Source organism: Mucilaginibacter sp. GW822-FHT03E02, assembly GCF_058801545.1.
Genome location: NZ_JBXANJ010000001.1, coordinates 6,108,500 through 6,126,934 on the forward strand (window position 1 = coordinate 6,108,500; position 18,435 = coordinate 6,126,934).

Annotated in this window: 16 protein-coding genes; 9 read left to right on the forward strand and 7 right to left on the reverse strand. The window is 43.3% G+C overall.

Annotated features, from left to right (window positions below):
• The first annotated feature begins 32 nt into the window (after positions 1–32).
• Together AC1RM2_RS25575 and AC1RM2_RS25580 are read left to right on the forward strand one after the other, a co-directional pair.
• Positions 33–1,211 (forward strand): efflux RND transporter periplasmic adaptor subunit, encoded by a 1,179-nt coding sequence (locus AC1RM2_RS25575; RefSeq protein WP_492987947.1) that lies wholly within the window; start codon positions 33–35, stop codon positions 1,209–1,211.
• A gap of 69 nt (positions 1,212–1,280) precedes the next feature.
• On the forward strand, positions 1,281–4,460 hold the full coding sequence (locus AC1RM2_RS25580) for an efflux RND transporter permease subunit (RefSeq protein ID WP_492987948.1): 3,180 nt from the start codon (positions 1,281–1,283) through the stop codon (positions 4,458–4,460).
• Between the two features lie 124 nt (positions 4,461–4,584).
• Here the strand turns inward: AC1RM2_RS25580 and AC1RM2_RS25585 are convergent, their stop codons facing one another.
• Entirely contained in the window at positions 4,585–5,328 is a 744-nt protein-coding gene (locus AC1RM2_RS25585; protein WP_492987949.1) for an SDR family oxidoreductase, read from the reverse strand.
• Between the two features lie 104 nt (positions 5,329–5,432).
• Between AC1RM2_RS25585 and AC1RM2_RS25590 the strand changes: the two genes are divergently transcribed.
• Positions 5,433–5,786 carry a winged helix-turn-helix transcriptional regulator gene (locus tag AC1RM2_RS25590; protein WP_492987950.1) on the forward strand — a complete coding sequence of 118 codons (354 nt, stop codon included), beginning with the start codon at positions 5,433–5,435 and terminating at the stop codon, positions 5,784–5,786.
• A gap of 400 nt (positions 5,787–6,186) precedes the next feature.
• Entirely contained in the window at positions 6,187–6,759 is a 573-nt protein-coding gene (locus tag AC1RM2_RS25595) for a hypothetical protein (protein WP_492987951.1), read from the forward strand.
• 195 nt (positions 6,760–6,954) lie between these two features.
• Here AC1RM2_RS25595 and AC1RM2_RS25600 read toward each other — a convergent pair whose 3' ends face one another.
• Positions 6,955–8,148: a pyridoxal phosphate-dependent aminotransferase gene (locus AC1RM2_RS25600; protein WP_492987952.1), complete on the reverse strand. Its 1,194-nt coding sequence runs from the start codon at positions 8,146–8,148 to the stop codon at positions 6,955–6,957.
• A gap of 90 nt (positions 8,149–8,238) precedes the next feature.
• On the opposite strand from AC1RM2_RS25600, the gene AC1RM2_RS25605 reads away from it, so the two are divergent.
• Genes AC1RM2_RS25605 through AC1RM2_RS25620 form a run of 4 tightly spaced genes read left to right on the forward strand, consistent with a single transcriptional unit; the run spans position 8,239 to position 11,537 of the window.
• A complete protein-coding gene (locus AC1RM2_RS25605) occupies positions 8,239–9,213 on the forward strand; it encodes a cation diffusion facilitator family transporter (protein ID WP_492987953.1) in 975 nt (324 codons plus the stop codon).
• A complete protein-coding gene (locus tag AC1RM2_RS25610) occupies positions 9,213–9,653 on the forward strand; it encodes an NUDIX domain-containing protein (protein ID WP_492987954.1) in 441 nt (146 codons plus the stop codon). The genes AC1RM2_RS25605 and AC1RM2_RS25610 overlap by 1 nt, the downstream gene beginning before the upstream one ends.
• Positions 9,650–10,915, forward strand: coding sequence for an adenosylmethionine--8-amino-7-oxononanoate transaminase (gene bioA, locus AC1RM2_RS25615; RefSeq protein ID WP_492987955.1), 1,266 nt, complete (start codon positions 9,650–9,652; stop codon positions 10,913–10,915). Before AC1RM2_RS25610 ends, bioA begins: the two co-directional genes overlap by 4 nt.
• 1 nt (position 10,916) lies before the next feature.
• Complete coding sequence (locus AC1RM2_RS25620) at positions 10,917–11,537, forward strand: hypothetical protein (RefSeq protein ID WP_274209536.1); 621 nt, start codon at positions 10,917–10,919, stop codon at positions 11,535–11,537.
• Positions 11,538–11,574: 37 nt separating this feature from the next.
• Here AC1RM2_RS25620 and AC1RM2_RS25625 read toward each other — a convergent pair whose 3' ends face one another.
• The 5 genes from AC1RM2_RS25625 to AC1RM2_RS25645 form a co-directional block, all read right to left on the reverse strand.
• Complete coding sequence (locus tag AC1RM2_RS25625; RefSeq protein WP_177183959.1) at positions 11,575–11,739, reverse strand: hypothetical protein; 165 nt, start codon at positions 11,737–11,739, stop codon at positions 11,575–11,577.
• A gap of 149 nt (positions 11,740–11,888) precedes the next feature.
• Positions 11,889–13,769, reverse strand: coding sequence for an LTA synthase family protein (locus tag AC1RM2_RS25630; RefSeq protein ID WP_492987956.1), 1,881 nt, complete (start codon positions 13,767–13,769; stop codon positions 11,889–11,891).
• A 68-nt stretch (positions 13,770–13,837) separates the two neighbouring features.
• Positions 13,838–14,482 (reverse strand): hypothetical protein, encoded by a 645-nt coding sequence (locus AC1RM2_RS25635; RefSeq protein ID WP_492987957.1) that lies wholly within the window; start codon positions 14,480–14,482, stop codon positions 13,838–13,840.
• 74 nt (positions 14,483–14,556) lie between these two features.
• Positions 14,557–16,659, reverse strand: coding sequence for a ComEC/Rec2 family competence protein (locus AC1RM2_RS25640; RefSeq protein WP_492987958.1), 2,103 nt, complete (start codon positions 16,657–16,659; stop codon positions 14,557–14,559).
• 404 nt (positions 16,660–17,063) lie between these two features.
• Positions 17,064–17,399, reverse strand: a complete 336-nt coding sequence (locus AC1RM2_RS25645) for a MerR family transcriptional regulator (RefSeq protein ID WP_090653238.1) — start codon at positions 17,397–17,399, stop codon at positions 17,064–17,066.
• Positions 17,400–17,702: 303 nt separating this feature from the next.
• On the opposite strand from AC1RM2_RS25645, the gene AC1RM2_RS25650 reads away from it, so the two are divergent.
• Positions 17,703–18,428 carry a hypothetical protein gene (locus AC1RM2_RS25650; RefSeq protein WP_492987959.1) on the forward strand — a complete coding sequence of 242 codons (726 nt, stop codon included), beginning with the start codon at positions 17,703–17,705 and terminating at the stop codon, positions 18,426–18,428.
• Positions 18,429–18,435: the final 7 nt, after the last annotated feature.

Consider the following 18,435-nt stretch of genomic DNA (forward strand, 5'->3'; position numbering starts at 1 on the left):
AAAAAAGACACTCAAACGAACAAATCACTATAATGAAGAACAGATATATATATTGGTTGGCCCCTGCAGCATTATTGGTATGGGCATCATGCGGCAAACAGGATAAAAAAGGCGCGGCCGCCCCGCCGCCAACCCCGGTTTCAATTGCCGATGCCACTGTTGGTAACGCTACCTATTATGATAGCTACCAGGGAACGGTTATATCCATTAATACCGTTGAACTGCGCAGCCAGGTACCAGGATTTGTAACCGGTATATTTTTTAAAGAAGGCGATATTGTTGAAAAAGGAAAAGTGCTTTATGAAATTGATAAGCGCAAATATGATGCAGCCTATCAGCAGGCGGCAGCCAATGTTTTGAGTGCGCAGGCCAACCTTACCAAAGCCCAAAAAGATGTTGACCGTTACAATATGTTGTTGAAAAACGATGCCATCGCACGGCAAACCGTCGACCAGGCTGTTGCGGCTTATGAAACCAATAAAAGTTCGGTTGCTGTGGCCAAAGCAGGCCTTGCATCGGCAGCCACCGATCTTTCGTACGCTACCATACGTGCGCCATTTACAGGCCGTATCGGCATATCGCAGGTAAGGTTAGGAGCACAGGTTGCAGTTGGTACCACGCTGATGAACACCATATCGGCCGAGCACCCTATTGGCGTGGATGTGGTGATTAACGAGCAGGATATTAACCGTTTTTATGGCCTGCAAAAATCAAGCAGCGATACCACTTTTAAATTACAATTGCCCGATGGTAAAACCTACAATAAAACAGGCAAAGTTTTAGCTATTGACAGGGGAGTAAGCAGTGGTACCGGCAGCATCAAAGTAAGGATCCAGTTCCCGAACGAAGATGATGTATTGAAAGATGGCATGAGCTGCGTTTTACAGGTGCTCAACAACCAATCGGGTAACAGGGTTCAAATACCTAATAAAGCCGTGACCGAGCAAATGGGCGAGTTTTTTGTTTTTGTAACCAGGGATACCACAGTTAAAGATACCGCCGACGATAAAACGATAAAAGACAGGCGGGATACTATTGCCAAACAAGTAAAAGTGAAGCTTGGCCCGCGTGTAAATACCAGTATTGTAGTAATGGAAGGTATTAAAGCAGGCGATAAGGTGGTAACTGACGGTTTCCAGCGTTTGCGCGATGGCGGCCGCATTACACTTGGCGCAGGTGGCCCGCCGGCTGGTGCAGCAGCCAAAAAATAGTATGAACAGATAAGGAAAAATTTAAGCGATTGGCAGGATAATCCCCTGCAAAACTTAATAATAAAAAGAATGATTGCAGATACTTTTATAAAACGACCGGTTACCGCGATAGTGATCTCCCTGGTGATTGTTATTGTTGGTTTACTGTCAATGAGCAGCCTGCCTATCGGGCAATATCCTGATATAACCCCGCCCACGGTTTCGGTTACAGGTACTTATACCGGTGCCGATGCCCTCACTGTTGAGCAAACTGTTGCTACCCCTGTAGAGGTGCAGGTAAATGGTGTACCCGGCATGACCTACCTGCAAAGTAACAGCAGCAGCAACGGCCAGATGAGCATGACCGTTAACTTTGATGTAGGTACCGATATTAATATAGCCGCGCTTGATGTGCAAAACCGGGTTGGTATTGCTACACCCACTTTACCGCAGGAGGTGCAGCGCCTGGGCCTTGTGGTGCGTAAACGTAACCCCAGTATATTAATGCTGGTGGCCATGTTTTCGCCAAAAGGGACGCATGACGTTACATTTACTGACAACTATGCCAACGTTTTTATAAAAGATGCTATACTGCGTACCAAGGGCGTAGGTGATGTTGTGAGCCGTGCCGATGATTTTAGTATGCGTATCTGGCTTAACCCTGCCAAGCTGGCTTCATTAGGCATGAGCGCCGCCGATGTTACCGCTGCCCTGGCCGAGCAGAACGCCCAGGTAGCCCCCGGCACGGTTGGCGCCACGCCGCAACAAGCGTCGCAAACCTTTGAATATTCGGTACTGGTTAAAGGCCGTTTAAGCAAACCTGAAGAGTTTGGTAACGTAATTATTAAAACGGTGCCCGCTACCGGTGCCATTGTGCACTTAAAGGATGTGGCACGTATTGAGCTGGGTAAGTTTAACTACTCGGGTAATTCGTTTGTTGATGGCAAAAGGGCATCATACCTGCTGGTTTACCAGGCGCCAAACAGCAACTCGCTCGAGACTGCCCAAAACGTTTATGACACCATGAACGAGCTAAAAAAAAGCTTCCCTGCCGATATTGATTATGTAGTGCCTTTTGAAGCGGTTACCGTGGTAAAAGTATCAGTAGGCGAAGTGGTTGATACCTTACTTATTGCTTTGGGGCTGGTTATTGTGGTAGTATTTTTATTCCTGCAAAACTGGCGCTCTACGTTAATTCCTGTTTTGGCCATACCGGTATCTATTATAGGTACTTTCATATTTTTTATACCCCTGCACTTCACTATCAATACCCTAACCTTGTTTGGGTTTGTACTGGCTATTGGTATAGTAGTTGACGATGCCATTGTGGTGGTTGAGGCTGTGCAACATTATATGGATGAGGAAGGCATGACGCCGACAGAGGCTACCAAACACGCCATGGCCGATATATCGGCACCGGTAATTGCCATCGCTTTAATATTAGCGGCTGTATTTGTGCCGGTAGGTTTTGTGCCAGGCATTGTAGGGCGGCTTTATCAGCAATTTGCTATCACTATAGCAATATCGGTATTGATATCGGCTTTTGTTGCACTTTCATTAACTCCGGCTTTGTGTACGCTGCTGCTTCGCCCGCATAAAATAGATAATAAATCAAAGGGGCTTAATAAATTCTTCTTTGTATTTAATGAATGGTTTACCCGTGTAACCGGCCGGTACCGCAACACAGTTGATAAGGGGATCAAAAACTCTAAATTTGTTATTATTATCCTGGTATGTATTATTGTTGGCGCTATTCTGCTCTTTCATAATAAACCATCGGGCTTTATACCATTGGAGGATGATGGCCGTGTTTATATTACGTATGACCTGCCCGAAGCTTCGTCAACAGTACGTACAGTTGCTGTACTGCACCAGATGATGAAAACGCTTGACAGTGTTCCCGAAATTGCCCATTATGCTGCTTTGGGAGGCTTAAACGCCATTAGTTTTGCCAGTAAGGCCAATAGCGCAACCATGTTTGTGCAGCTTAAGCCCTGGGACGAGCGTAAAGAAAAATCGCAGCAAATTACCGCTCTTGTTGCCAAACTAACCAAAAAACTGGCGCGGTTTAAAGAAGCTAACGTAATTGTTATTCAACCGCCTGCTATTCCAGGTTTGGGCAGCACTGGTGGATTTTCATTTATCCTGGAAGAAAAGCAAGCCGGGGGCGATATTAAAGTGTTTGAAAAAACACTGAGGAATTTTGTTGGAGAGGTTAATAAACGACCGGAAATTGCCAGGGCCTTTACCTTTTTTACAGCAAGTACACCGGCTTATCAATTAACCATCGATAGGGAAAAGGCCAAGAAATTAGGGGTATCCATATCTGATGTTAACAGCGCCCTGCAAACGTACCTGGGCAGTACCTATATTAACGATTTTACCATTTACGGGCGAAATTTCAGGGTGCTTGCGCAAGCCGATACTGCCTTTAGGACCAACGTAAGTAACATTGGGCAGTACTTTGTGCGTAACCAGTTTGGTACTATGGTCCCCTTAAGTACCCTTACGTCCTATAAGGTTATTGAAAACTCGCCCTTAATTGCGCATTATAACCTGTTCCGTTCGGCCGAGATAAATGGCAGTACCAAACCGGGTTACAGTAGTGGTGATGCTATAACTGCCTTAAAAGAAGTTGCGGCCAAATCGCTGCCCCAGGGTTTTGGGTACGAGTTTTCGGGCTTAAGCCGCGAGGAATTACTATCGGGATCAAAAACGGTTTACATATTTGCCCTCTCAATTGGGTTTGTATTCCTGTTTCTTGCTGCTTTGTATGAAAGCTGGTCGGTGCCATTCTCGGTATTGCTATCGGTGCCGTTAGGCGCGTTTGGGGCTATCCTTTTCCTTAGTTTCTGGCCCGACCTTACTAATAACGTTTACGCCCAGATTGGTTTGATAACCTTGATTGGGCTGGCGGCCAAAAACGCCATCCTGATTGTTGAGTTTGCCAAAGAACGGGTAGATAGAGGGATGAACCTTGAAAAAGCTACTCTCGAGGCGGTAAGGCTAAGGCTGAGACCAATCATCATGACATCAATGGCTTTTATATTGGGCGTTGTGCCACTGATGATAGCTTCCGGCGCGGGTGCCGAAGCCCGGAAAACCATTGGGTGGACGGTATTTGGGGGGATGTTAACCGCTACGTCGCTGGCTATATTTATAGTGCCGGTGTTGTATTACCTGATAACCAAATTTGCTTACGGTAAAGAGAAGCTTGCCGAGATGGAAAAAAATTACAAACCCGAAAATGGGCACGAGCCACAAGCTTGATAAATTAGCAAAAGCTAATACACAAAAATGGCCGGAAGAAATTCCGGCCATTTTTGCTAAAAAAACGAGCGTAATTTTAGCAACTAATTAAAAACGATTTAGCAATCTAATGCAGAGGTCTAATTTATTTTAGCGCATAGTTAATATAGCCACCATCGGCCAATAGCTCTGCACCGTTTATAAAGCTTGCATCGTCCGAGGCGAGGAACAACACCGCCTTCGCAATTTCATCGGCATCGCCCAACCTTTGCAGCGCCGTGGCGGCAGCTAAATATGTCTTTGCTTCAGGAGGTACTGCATAATCTAATCCTGGTGTTTGAACTGGCCCCGGGCTAATAATATTTACGCGGATCTTTCTGTCGGCCAATTCATTTGCGGCAATCTGGGCAATTTTATTTAACGCCCCCTTGGTGGCAGAATACACGCTGGTGCCTAAATTTGAAGCTGTTGCTACCGTTGAGGAAGTGAATATTACAGATGCCCCATTTACCAGGTGCGGAATTAATTTTTGCAGCGTGAAAAATAGGCCTTTCACATTGGTGTTAAATTGGGCGTCAAAATCTGCTTCTGTTGCCTGTTCAATTGGGGCAAAAACAGCTATTCCTGCGTTAAGGAAAAGTACGTCTAATTTGTTTCCGCTTGCAGTAACTGCTTTTTCAAGAATCGAAATCTCTACCAGTTTTGAAGTATCCGACACTACGGTTTGCAAATTTGGGCTGTCGATCTCTGTGGCAGCTTTTTGCATATTAACGGCACTTCTGCTGGTAATCCAAACGTTTGCCCCGGCATTGATAAATGCTTTTGCGGTTGCTAATCCAATTCCGGTGCTACCCCCGGTTATAACTACATTTTTACCTTTAAAGTTCATGACTTAATTTTTTAATATTTACGGAGCAAACTTAGGATATAGAAATTTATTTTAGTTACTTTGTAACTAAAAGTAACAGTAACATTTGGGTAACAAGGTAACTTATGACAGACAATGTATGTGTGCCAGGACACAAAAAAGAAATTATGGCCGTGCATGATGCAATGGACGTGCTGAACGGCAAATGGAAAATCTCTATTATTTCGTCTATTTGCTATTATAATAAAAGAAGGTTCTCTGATATTTTGAACGATGTAAACGGCATATCAAACAAAATGCTGAGTAAGGAATTAAAGGAGCTGGAAATAAATAAGCTGATAAAGCGGACTGTTTTAGACACTCAGCCTGTAACCGTTCAATATAACCTGACCGAGTACGGACAAACACTGCAGACTATTATCAACAACCTGGCCGATTGGGGAATGAAACACCGACAGGTAATTATAGATGATATGTAAAATTAAAATAGGAGAGGCTCAAAACCTCTCTTTTTTGTTTTTGGCAAAGCCATATAGCTCGCTGCGGACGGCTGTTTTTACATCATTTTAGTTTAAACCAAACAGAAATTCTTTAATAGGATACACTATGCTGAACAGTAGTGCTCCTGTTTTCTGAACATTAATTTGATGTTAAGTTTATTTCATAAATAGATAAAAAGTTGGTATTTGAGAGTGAAATAGTGTGCTGATAATCAATATCTAAGCACATGTTTTTTGTAACATACCTGTTGTAAGAATTGATTTTTGAATAGTCATGCCAATCTCACAAGCGCCAAAAAATGCTACAATGGCAAAGTATTTGTAAAAGGGGTATCAACGCGGCAATAAAACTGCGGACTATTTACTAAAAATTACAACTATGAAAACAGTGACAAAAGTTATAGCAGGCGCTTTTACAGCAGCAGCTATATTCGTCGGAACAAATGTTAATGCTCAAACAACCCCAGCCAACAAATTACGCTTTGGTATCGGTGTTGAAGCTGGTATACCAACCGGCGACATTCATGATTATTCAAAATTTGAATTAGGTGGTACAGGACGTTTACAATATGGTGTAAACAACAATGTGGCCTTAACGCTAACTTCGGGTTACTATAATTTCTTTGGTAAAACTTACACTACTTCGGTAACTACACCAACGGGTACTGCCACATCTACTTTTAAAGCCAGGTCGTTGGGTATGATCCCCGTTAAAGCTGGTCTTAAAGCATTCGTTTCGGATGGTTTCTACCTTTCGGGCGAGGCTGGCGCAGGTTTTGAAGTTCACCCAACAGTAGCAGGCGGTGATAAAAACACCAAACTTATCCTTTCACCTGGTTTAGGTTATGCAACCAAATCATGGGATATAGGCGCACGTTACGAAAACTTCTCGGGCCAGGGCAGTAACTATGGCCTGGTAGGTTTACGTTTAGCTTACGGGTTTGGGTTGTAATATCAAAAACTCCAATAATAACAAGAAAGCCCCTCGTCGTGATGATGAGGGGCTTTCTTGTTTATTGTCTGAATCAGAATTTACACAATTAGTGAATTAGCAGAATTAGCAGAATTTAAGTTGAAACGTTCTTCATTTTCAAATCTTCAAATTAATTATTTCATCTGCACATTTAAAATCTGAAATCTGCACATCTTACACCAGTTTCCCCAACGCTTCTTTAATCCTTCTTACCGCTTCAATCAGCTTATCTTCGGCCGCAGCGTAGGATAAACGGATAGCGGTAGGATCGCCGAATGAATCGCCGCCAACGGTGGCAACATGGGCTTCTTCTAAAAGATAAATACTCAGTTCATCAGCATCTTTAATGGTTCTGCCATTATAGCTTTTACCAAAGAATGAAGTTACTTCAGGGAAGAAATAGAAAGCGCCATCGGGCAGGTTTACTTTTAGTCCTTCAATTTCGCTCAGTAATTTATACACTATATCGCGGCGTTTTTTAAATGCGGCGCGCATTTCCAGTACGGTTTCTAAACCACCTTCGTAAGCGGCAACACCGGCACGCTGGGTGATTGAACAGGTACCGGAGGTTATTTGTCCCTGCATTTTATCGCAGGCAATGGCTATCTCTTTATTTGACGCCGTGTAACCAATTCTCCAACCGGTCATGGCAAATGCTTTCGACCAGCCGTTGATGATGATCACACGGTCTTTAATATAATCAAACTGCGCTATTGATTCATGTTTATCAACGTAGTTGATGTGCTCATAAATCTCATCGCTTAAAATGTAAACATCCGGGTGCTTTTCAAATACCTTTGCCAAACCTTCCAGTTCATCTTTACTGTAAACGCTGCCTGTAGGGTTACAAGGCGACGAGAACATAAACAATTTGGTTTTAGGGGTTATAGCAGCTTCTAATTGTTCGGGGGTAATTTTAAAATTTTCCTCAACAGTAGTATTGATAAAAACACTTACACCTTCGGCAAGTTTAACCACTTCGCTATACGATACCCAGTAAGGGGTAGGGATAATTACTTCCTCGCCCGGGTTAACCAAACATAATACCGCGTTGGCAATGGCTTGTTTGGCACCGGTTGAAACTACTATCTGGCTAAAATCATAATCAAGGTTATTCTCATTCTTTAGCTTGGCAACAACCGCCTTGCGCAGTTCAGGATAGCCCGCTACCGGAGTGTAGTAGGTAAAGTTTTTATCCATGGCCTGCTTGGCAGCTTCTTTGATGTGTTCTGGTGTATGAAAATCAGGCTCGCCAAAGCTCAAACTGATTACATCCACGCCTTTTGCGGCAAGTTCACGGCCCAATTTGGCCATTTTAATTGTTGCTGATTCGGATAGGTTATTTATCCGGTTACTTAATGCGCTCATATAAATTATGTTATCGCGGCAAATATAGAAAATAACTTTACTGCTACTTACGCTTGTTATTTATAAATTTGTGGCCTAATAAAGATTGCCTTGAAGGAACAAAAAAGGATCATATTAATTTCGCTGATCACGGGTATTGTGTTGATGATGGCGAAATTCGGGGCTTACTTTTTAACCGGTTCCAATTTTGTATTAAGTGATGCCGCCGAAAGTATTGTTAATGTAATAGCCAGTTCCTTCGCTTTCTTTAGTATATACCTTGCTGCACAGCCACGCGATGAAAATCACCCCTACGGGCATGGCAAGGTAGAGTACTTTTCGGTATTTATCGAAGGATCGCTTATAGGCATTGCAGGGCTCATCATTATCGGAAAATCGGTTTATAGTTTAATTCATCCCGAAAATATTCATGATTTGCTCACCGGCGCGGTTATTATTGGCGCAACCGGCGCTGTTAACGGCGCTTTGGGGTATTATATGATCCATAAAGGGAAAGTATTACGATCAATAACGCTTGATGCAGATGGGCATCATTTAATAGCCGATATGGTAACCAGCATTGGCCTGGTGGCAGGTTTACTATTGATCCATTTTGTGGGCCTGGTATGGCTTGATAGTGCTTTATCTATTTTGGTAGCATTGTATTTAATTTATAGCGCATACAAACTGGTACGCCGCTCTGTAGGCGGACTTATGGACGAGGCCGACATAGATGTAGTTAACGAGGTAATAAAAGTACTAAGCGATAAACGCCGCGATGCCTGGATAGATGTACATAACCTGCGTGCTCAAAAATATGGTCACGAACTGCATATTGACTGCCACCTTACCCTACCCAGTTATTTTGATTTGAATACGGTGCATACCGAGGTATCCTTGGTTGATAAAATGATTAACCAGGAGGTAGGTATAAAAACCGAACTGTTTATCCATACCGACCCGTGTTTGCCCAATTGCTGCCACTATTGCAGCATGCCCAATTGCCCCATCAGGAGCGAGGCCAAAACAGAAACTATTGAGTGGACCATGGATATTGTAGTACGAAATAAAAAACACTTTGAATAATGACGTATTTTAATGTAAGGGTTTACGGCCTGTTGCTTAATGATAACGACGAATTGCTGGTAAGCGATGAGCAGGAATATGGGATGCAGTTTACCAAATTCCCCGGCGGTGGCCTTGAACTGGGCGAAGGCCTGGTTGATGGGCTTAAGCGTGAATTTATGGAGGAGTGCAACCTGGAAATTGAGATTGTAGGACATTTTTATACAACTGATTTTTTTGTGAAATCGGCCTTTAACAATTCGCAGGTCATCAGCGTTTACTATTTGGTACGGAGCATAAGCCCGGTGAATTTAGTTACCAAAACTATAGCCTTTGATTTTGACGGCGAAGGCGAAGTGCTGCAGTCATTCAGGTGGATAAACTTAACTGCCCTAAGTATAGCCGATTTTGCATTCCCTACAGATAAGCGGGTAGTTGAACTTTTACAGGATGAGCTATGAGCCTTACCGAACGCGACCTTAAAGTAATATGGCACCCCTATACCCAAATGAAAACCGCGGCGCCGCCTGTACCCATTGTAAGGGGGGCGGGTGCTTTATTGTTTGATGAAACGGGCAAACAATATATTGATGCCGTATCGTCCTGGTGGGTAAACATTCATGGACACGCGCATCCGTATATCGCACAGAAAGTAGCGGAGCAACTGCAAAAACTGGAGCATGTGATCTTCGCGGGCTTTACCCATGAAGGCGCTGTTGAATTAGCCGAGCGGTTATTGACCCATTTACCCGATAACCAGGAAAAAGCATTTTACTCAGATAATGGCTCAACCGCCATCGAGGTAGCTATAAAAATGTGCCTGCAATACTGGAATAACAAAGGGCAGCAGCGCGCCAAAATACTGGCTTTTAACAATGCCTACCACGGCGATACCTTTGGTGCCATGGCTGTAAGCGGCCGCAGCGCATTTACCAAAGCCTTTGATAGTTTATTGTTCGAGGTTGAGTTTATTGATACGCCCAACGCAGATAACATCCAAAATCTCAAATCTCAAATCTCAAATCTCAAATATCAACTGGCTTGTTTTATTTTTGAGCCATTGGTGCAGGGATCTGCAGGCATGTTGATGTATGAGGCTGAATACTTGAATGCGCTGATGGCCCACTGCAAACAGGAGGGTGTGCTGATGATTGATGACGAAATTTTTACCGGTTTTGGACGTACCGGTAAATCATTTGCTTGTGATTATTTGCAGGTACAACCCGATATCATGTGCTTCTCTAAAGGCTTAACGGGCGGCACCATGGCATTAGGCTTAACAACTTGTACCCAACACATCTACGATGCCTTTTTATCCGATGATCGCTTGAAAACCCTTTTTCACGGCCATTCGTTCACGGCCAACCCGGTAGCCTGCGCATCGGCACTGGCAAGCCTGGATTTGTTTGAACAGCCCCAAACAGCTGCAAATATCCAGCGGATTGTTGACGCGCATACATTATTTGCAGGTAAAATTAAACATCACCCTAAAATAAAAACCATAAGGCAAACGGGTACTATTTTAGCTATGGAATGGGAAACGGGAGATAATACCTCTTATTTCAGTTCACTTCGCGATAAATTATACCATTACTTTTTAGCTGCCGGTGTTATATTACGCCCCCTGGGCAACGTAATTTACATTTTACCGCCGTATTGCATTACTGATGATGAACTACAGTATGTTTACAGCAAAATAGAGCAGGCATTACAAGAGATATAACATGTTATTAAACAAACTTCTACCGCAAATAATAGCCGATAACCAGTTGCACTCCCGCTGGCTGAACACGCTGTCGCTGATGGAAAACACCGGGGCCCGCAAAATTTCGGCCAGTGAAGACCCGCTTACGGTGACTTATATTATCCTGAAACATGCTGCCGAAGAGCATCGCCATGCTTTCTACCTCAAAAAACAACTGGAAAAAACAGGTGTTGAGCTGCCAACCTACGCCGCCGAATACCTGCTGGCCCCCGGCTCAAGCAAATACTACTTAAACCAGCTGGATATTGATGTTTGCCGCTACCTGAAAAGCGAATTGAACCTTACAGGCCCCGAACTTCGTTTTGCGGCTTATTTGCTGGTAACATATGCTATTGAAGTTCGTGCCGATGAACTTTACCCCATTTACCAATCGGCCCTTGACGAAGCCGGCAGCAAGGTAAACGTAAAATCAATTATCCTGGAAGAAGAAGGGCACCTGGAAGAAATGCTTAACCAGCTGCACAAATTCTCGCCCGATTGGGAAAAACACGCCAATAAAGCGGTAGCTTTTGAAACCAGGTTGTTTGAAATGTGGGTGAAGCAGTTGGGAGCTTCGTTAAATTCAAAATTCAAAAGTTAAAATTCAAAATTTATTTCTGAACCGGAATTTGTTGAATTTAGGAATGTGCAGAATTTTTTAATTGGCCTGCTGACGAAATCCGACGTTTTTCATCGAGTATTTTGAATGCGTCTTCAATTGGGATGGAGGGTTCGTTAAGTAATTTCACTTCGTCATATAACCGAATATCTTCCAATTCGTCTAATTCTTCTTCTGTAGGCATATTCAAATTACGGCTATTAAAAATAAAAAAGCAAACCTGGAGCAATCAATATAGCGCATTTATTAATCTAAATTCTGCCAATTCTTTAATTCTAAAAATTCCGGTTCAGAAAAAATCCTGTTAATCCCGCAAAATCCTGAAAATCGTGTTTAGTAACTCATATACTCCGTATATACCTCCTGCAAAAAGGCCTTGCCGTATAAAAGCACGTTATCAGTAGTCTTCGCATCCGCGTTTTTATTGCCGGTGTAAACTACCCTGCGGCCGGAGTTATCGTACGATACCACTTGTTGGGGTGTCATAAAACAAAAGCCATTGTCCCAGTCAAAAAAAGCAAAATCTTTGGTAGTAGGGTTTAGCAGATCTTTCGACCACTTGAACTGGTGATGGGGCAGGCCAAGCTGGGTAAGCAGGGTGGCGGCAATATCTGTTTGCCCGCCCAGTTTATTGATTTTTTTGCCGCGGTATTCGGGCTTTATCACGTCGCCAAAAAACAGCAGGGGGATGTGGTATTTTACCGGGTTATAAGCTTCGGATACATTGCGCGGCAGACGGTGCCCATGGTCGGCTACTAAAATAAACAGGGTGTTTTTATACCAGGCCTGCTTTTTGGCTTGTTCAAAATAGGCGTTGAGGCATGAGTCGGTAAAGTAGGCGGTACTCCTGAACTTGTTGCTGGCATCACCCGCCTCATCGTCTTCCGGAAAATGTCCTTTTACGGGCAGCACAAAAGGCTCGTGATTGGTTGATGTTTGCAGGTAGGTAAAAAAATGCTGCTTTTGTTGTTGGGCAAAATCCAGATGTTTAGCAAAAAGCACATCGTCATAAATACCCCATTGGGTTTTAACCAGGCTTTTATCAAAGGCGGCCTCGTCGGTAATATGATCAACCTGGTGGTTTTTCATAAACAGGTCAAAATGCATGTAATTGCTTTTTCCGCCGTAAAAATATGACGTTGGATAGCCCGCCGTCTTAAGTGATGACGCTATGGCCGGCAGCTTTTTATTTTTTAAAGTATCGGCAACAATGGTACGAATGGCCTGCGACGGAAAGCCGCTCATGATAGATACGATGCCTTTGTCGGTCCTGTCGGCAGATGAGTAAATGTTATTGAACAGGATGCCGTTTTTAATGAATTTTTCAAAGTTGGGTGCTACGCCTTTATCGCCGCCTAATGACTCAATCACATCGGCAGTATAGCTTTCTATCTGGATAATGACAATGTTGGGCCTGTTGGTGGTAAGTATGTTTCTTGTGCTGTCACCATTATAGCTATAAGCTTCCTGCACAAGCTGGGTAGCGCTGCCTGGCTGCATGAACACAAACGGGTTATATGGGCGGCCAAGGTTTTCAACTACGTTGTTAAACAGGTTCCATTCGGTATTAAGGGCTGCCTGGTTGAGGAATTCACGGTCGGAAAAATAGGCTGAATTTTGATCTACGGGTACAGGTTGTAAACCGCCCCGCATCAGCAAAAAGTTGAAGAAAAGGAGCAAAATGATAATTATCGTTTTTAGCCTGGGCTCCACCGCCGGCTTTTTAAATTTAAAGTCAATGATCTTTAATGACAGATATATACCCGAGGCTAATAGTACCAGGCAAATGGTAACAGTGCGGCCCACCGGCGAAGAGCCTGTTGAGGCAAATGCTTCGGACGGCGCATCGTATAATGATTTAAAAACCCTGAACACCACTTTGGTGCCCCACTCGCGGAAAATGTTGAAATTGAGACCCGTATTTAACGAGATAAAAAACAGGCAAACCCAAACATATACTTTAAGCCAGATGGGTTTGATGTGTGTATTTGGTATGCACCAGTTAACCAGGAAAACCAAAAGGGGGATGGCACTGATGTAGGCTGCTGCCGAAGCATCAAGCCGGAGACCGTAAAAATAGGTTTGTATGATGTCGCTTAGGCCGGCATCTTTAAGTTTAGGCAGAAAATATAGTTCGAACGCCAGCCGGGTTATTGCGAAGAACAATAACCAGAATAAAAAAAATCTGACTAAACTGAAAAGGTTTCTTAACATACAGGGGTACAAAAGTAGTACTTTACTGCAATGTTAAGAAACCTTTAGTTAATTGTTAAAGCAATGGCTTACCTGCCGCCGCGCATGGCCTTCAAATCGTCAAGAGTTATCCTGTCAAAATCAGCAGGGATGCCAAATGTGCCTGCAGGAACTTTTTGCTCGGTTACACCGGTAACGGTAACCTCGGTTGACTGGCCCTGGCTAAATGATGTGTATTGAACCGGGAAACCGCCAATGCCCTGGTAGTACTTAGCTACACCGGCCAATGGTATTTCAACATCATTGGTGATCCAGATATCGTAAGTTTTGCTGGTTTTTTTATCAGTGGCAACCACTTTTTTACAGTTAAAGCCATTGATAACCTTAGTTTCGGTGCCTGGTGCAAACGTAAACTGAGGTAAACCAGCCATTATCTGGTCAATATCATCTGGTGTTGCAACGGCCGCCTTTTTGATATTGGCAACAGGTACATCAACCAAAACTACCATGGATTTAGCACCGGCATCAGTCAAAATTTTGATGTTGGCGGGACCGTTTGAAAAAGCAAAGGCATTTGAATCTGCCCGGAAATAACTTTTAGCATTTATTTGCTGCCCCATCATGGCTGTAGTAAAGTTTACTACGCCTTCGGTGTATTTTTTTTGTGCGCTTGCACTCATTACAGTTGCGGTAAGGGCAAGGCCTAAGGCAACACTTAAAAATTTTATCCTCATTGTTTTAATTTGATTATACCAATTTACCTGTTTTTAACTTAAAGACAAATTTATTGGTAGTTAGTTTAATGTTGTTAATTAGATACTATAATCAGCGAATTGTTACGTTTTAAAAATTTAAAGTTTACATTCAGTGCCTTTGCACCTTCGGCAAATCTTTCAATGGTTTGGTTACTGTTGCTGCCATCAATAATCAATGTTTGGTAATCATAGTTACTATTTACTGCTTGTAAATTGGTGTGCGGATTGCCGGTAATATATAAATAGCTGGTTATCAGTTTGCCTGGTAGCTGTTGGTTTTGTAATTGCTTATCAAATATAATTATCCTTTTATTATAAAACTGCATTAATGCTCCCTGTTTTTTAAACCATGTTAAACTGATGTTTTGGCTTAAGCCTACAGTGATGGTATGCCCCACCTTTGCACTATCTAAATACGGCTGCACCGAATATTTATAATTTTTATCGGTATCTGCAAGGTTGGTAAGTATAACCGCGCTGCCGCCGTTTTTAAATACAATACCTGTGTTTTTGCGCAGGTTTAAAAACGCGATAGAGTGGGTACTTTCGGCCCGGTACCTTTTCAGGCTGATGCTTATGGCAAATAGCAGCAGGCCGGCCAGGCTAAGCTTTACAAGCCATGTTTTTTTATTGTACAAATAGTAAAACGCGCATATCATGATCAGGTAAAGCAGCAAATACTCCGGCACTGTAAGCCATATTTTACCAATGCTGGCAAAGGGCGCATATTCAATAATTGCCAGCGCTTTGTTCATGAACAGTATGGTATACTCCAATAACCGCGCCAGTAAAGTTGATAGCAAGGGCACCCATGAAAGCGCCAGGTAGGTCACACCACTGTACATGATAACCGATGTGGGTATAATAATAAGCAGGTTAGTCAGTAAAAAATAAACCGGGAACTGGTGAAAATACAATGCACTCAGCGGAAACGTGATAACCTGCGCGGCTATTGACACCGAGCAAGCCATCCAGATTTTATCTGCCCATTTATTTTTAAACACCACCCATCTATATACAATCGGCTGTAAAACCACCAGCCCGGCTACTGCCAGGTATGACAACTGGAAACCAACATCGGTTATTAAAAGCGGGTTGTACAACAGCAGGGCGAACGCCGATACGGCCAGGATATTAAGCAAATTGATATACCGGGCATATGTTTTGCCGATGATAACCATGCTGATCATCACCGCCGCCCGGCACACGGCAGGCGAGAAGCCGCTGAGCAGCGAATAGTACCAGATAAGCGCGATAATGATAACTGCTTTTATTACCCGGCCATGCCGGTTGCTATTCAAAAAACCAAGGGTAAATTGCAGCAAAATATAAATGATGGCCACATGCGCGCCTGAAACCGATAATACATGAACAGTGCCTGTTTTGGAATAGGCCTGCAAAATATCGCTGCTCAAATCGGCTTTGTAACCCAGTATCAGGGTTGATGCTACTGCTATAGCGCCGGGATCATGCATTTGCTGCTTAAACCTGTTAATCATTTGCTGCCGTAGCCGCAGCGAAAATGCGATGAGCGGGTTGCCCGTGCCATGTTTTATAACCCTATACATACCCGGGTATAAAAATGCCTGGTAGTAAATATTTTGATGCGCCAGGTATTGTTTATGGTTGAATTCGCCGGGGGTAAAGGGGGGATCGATAGGAGTGTACTTCGCCGGGATAACCAACTCGTCGCCATATTGCAGGGATATGGCTGCGCTGTCTTTAATGGTCACCAGCAGTGTGCCGGTAACGGGCATTGATTGTTTGTAGTTAACGCTTTGCCCTACCGTTGCCGTAAAACGGAGAAGCCCGTTTTTAAGCTGCGGTTCGGTATTGATTTTTATGGATAGATATCGGGCCGGTGACCTCGAAAAATGCCGGGTATCGTTCAGTTCGTTATTGTTGATGGCGCTGATGCAGCCTGCCGCAAACAGGATGAATGTGATCAATAACCCGCCAAGCCACCTGGTTTTATAAATGGCCAGCCGCTGATAGCTTAAATTCAGCAGGATAAAGGCACTACCCAAGCCGCCGAAAATGATCCAAAGTAAAGGCAGGTATGCGGCTGTAATAAAGCTGATACCTGAGGCTACCCCCAACAAAAAGGGTAGGAGCAATACAACAAAAGGGATCTCGCCTTTATGGTTCGCGATCATTTATGATATGGTAAAAGCAATAAAGATATGTTTTAGGCGGATACGTCAAATAAATGAGTTGAAATAAATCAGCAGATTGATCGATATCAGAATATTGCGCTTTTTAATTGCCGGAATTGAAGGGCTATCGGCTTGTTGCAGCTCAAGAGCCATGGGCTCGGGGCATGTTGTAGCAACGGGTTTCAACCCGTTGTTATAAAGCCCAGCCGAAATGAGTGCCATAGGCACGGTTCATTTAATGCACGGTGATATTGGGAATGTTAAGGAAACGCGTTGATCATATGGGCCGAGCCCACGGCTCTCTTTTATCCTTTGTTTGTTATTCCCCGGGTTGAAACCCGGGGCTACAATATTGGCCGAGGCTACGCCTCTTGCTTAGCAACCGAATAATGTCGGGCGGATACCTACAGCTGGTCCCTTACTTCCAACAGGAATTTTTTAATGTTTTCGAGAGAGTCGATCACCCGTTGGTTTTCTTTGTGATCGCCAAGGTTGCTTTTCAGGTGTTCTTTGGCGCCGTTCAGGGTATAGCCTTTATCGCGGATGAGGTGGAAGATGATCTTAAAATTCTCGATGTCCTCCGGAGTAAAATAGCGGTTGCCTTTTTTGTTCTTTTTAGGCTGCAATACATCAAACTCCTTTTCATAAAAACGGATAAGCGATTGGTTTACATCAAACATGGCCGATACCTCGCCCATGGTGTAATACATTTTGCTTATTTCGCGTTCTTTGTAAGCCATATATGCAAAGGTATCTTTTTGAATTCGGAATTGGGAATTTCGATTTCGGATTTTTGTCAGCAAAATGTAGATGCATGGATGCACTTCAACAAAACATCATCTTAAGTCAACAGTACTAAGCCGTAAGTCTAAAGTTGCGCGTAACCAGCGTTGTTTGCAAACCATTGCGAAACCAAAATTGGTGTCTCAGTTTATTTTCTTAAAATACTTTGAAATACAGTTTGACTTATTTAACTTTATATTTCAAAGTACTTTTATTTACAATAAAAACTCAATAGGAATCAGACAATATAATATACTGATATGAACAGATTTGAAGAACTATACTACGAGGCAAGGGCCGACAAATGGTTTAAACGGTTTGCCGTTTTTTGCCGCATTGCTTTAGCAGCCGGGTTTTTAATAGCGGGCTTCGTAAAGATCATGGGCGAACGATTTGCCGCCGGCCTGCCCCACAATAACCCTTTAGGGCATTATTTTGATGCCTTGCAACTTACCGGATACTACTATACTTTTATCGGGATTGTCCAGGTTGTAACAGCTATATTGTTACTTTTCCCCAGAACTTCCCTTCTTGGTGCATTGATGTATTTTCCCATCATCGTTAATATTTGTGTGCTTACTTATGCTACCCGGTTTGACGGTACCCGCGGTACCACGATGATGCTGCTGGCAAGCCTGTTTTTATTGATTTGGGATTATGACCGCTTAAAACACATTTTACCAGTTAAGCAACAGCCCAAAACAGATCCTCATGTGGTGAAGAAGCCCCTGGGGATGCGACTTCGGGTCATGTTTTTTGGAGGCTCCTTTGCATTGGTGGCTTTTATCATCGTCGGTACTTTCTATTTATATGATATTATACCGGGCAATGCCGAAGATGAGTGCAGAAACCAATGCGCTTCCAGCAAAAATCCCCAGGCTTGCCAGGTTTTCTGCGACTGCATTTATAAGAAAGGCCAACCACTGGATAGTTGTTTGGTAACTTTTGATAAGGCAAAAGATATACGTAAACCTGGCAGGAGGTAGCTGGTTT

Excerpts from the sequence above, each read along its gene's own strand:
- AC1RM2_RS25575 (WP_492987947.1), top strand. The coding sequence starts at position 33 with ATGAAGAACAGATATATATATTGGTTGGCCCCTGCAGCATTATTGGTA.
- AC1RM2_RS25580 (WP_492987948.1), top strand. The coding sequence starts at position 1,281 with ATGATTGCAGATACTTTTATAAAACGACCGGTTACCGCGATAGTGATC.
- AC1RM2_RS25585 (WP_492987949.1), bottom strand. The coding sequence starts at position 5,328 with ATGAACTTTAAAGGTAAAAATGTAGTTATAACCGGGGGTAGCACCGGA.
- AC1RM2_RS25590 (WP_492987950.1), top strand. The coding sequence starts at position 5,433 with ATGACAGACAATGTATGTGTGCCAGGACACAAAAAAGAAATTATGGCC.
- AC1RM2_RS25595 (WP_492987951.1), top strand. The coding sequence starts at position 6,187 with ATGAAAACAGTGACAAAAGTTATAGCAGGCGCTTTTACAGCAGCAGCT.
- AC1RM2_RS25600 (WP_492987952.1), bottom strand. The coding sequence starts at position 8,148 with ATGAGCGCATTAAGTAACCGGATAAATAACCTATCCGAATCAGCAACA.
- AC1RM2_RS25610 (WP_492987954.1), top strand. The coding sequence starts at position 9,213 with ATGACGTATTTTAATGTAAGGGTTTACGGCCTGTTGCTTAATGATAAC.
- bioA (WP_492987955.1), top strand. The coding sequence starts at position 9,650 with ATGAGCCTTACCGAACGCGACCTTAAAGTAATATGGCACCCCTATACC.
- AC1RM2_RS25620 (WP_274209536.1), top strand. The coding sequence starts at position 10,917 with ATGTTATTAAACAAACTTCTACCGCAAATAATAGCCGATAACCAGTTG.
- AC1RM2_RS25625 (WP_177183959.1), bottom strand. The coding sequence starts at position 11,739 with ATGCCTACAGAAGAAGAATTAGACGAATTGGAAGATATTCGGTTATAT.
- AC1RM2_RS25630 (WP_492987956.1), bottom strand. The coding sequence starts at position 13,769 with ATGTTAAGAAACCTTTTCAGTTTAGTCAGATTTTTTTTATTCTGGTTA.
- AC1RM2_RS25635 (WP_492987957.1), bottom strand. The coding sequence starts at position 14,482 with ATGAGGATAAAATTTTTAAGTGTTGCCTTAGGCCTTGCCCTTACCGCA.
- AC1RM2_RS25640 (WP_492987958.1), bottom strand. The coding sequence starts at position 16,659 with ATGATCGCGAACCATAAAGGCGAGATCCCTTTTGTTGTATTGCTCCTA.
- AC1RM2_RS25645 (WP_090653238.1), bottom strand. The coding sequence starts at position 17,399 with ATGGCTTACAAAGAACGCGAAATAAGCAAAATGTATTACACCATGGGC.
- AC1RM2_RS25650 (WP_492987959.1), top strand. The coding sequence starts at position 17,703 with ATGAACAGATTTGAAGAACTATACTACGAGGCAAGGGCCGACAAATGG.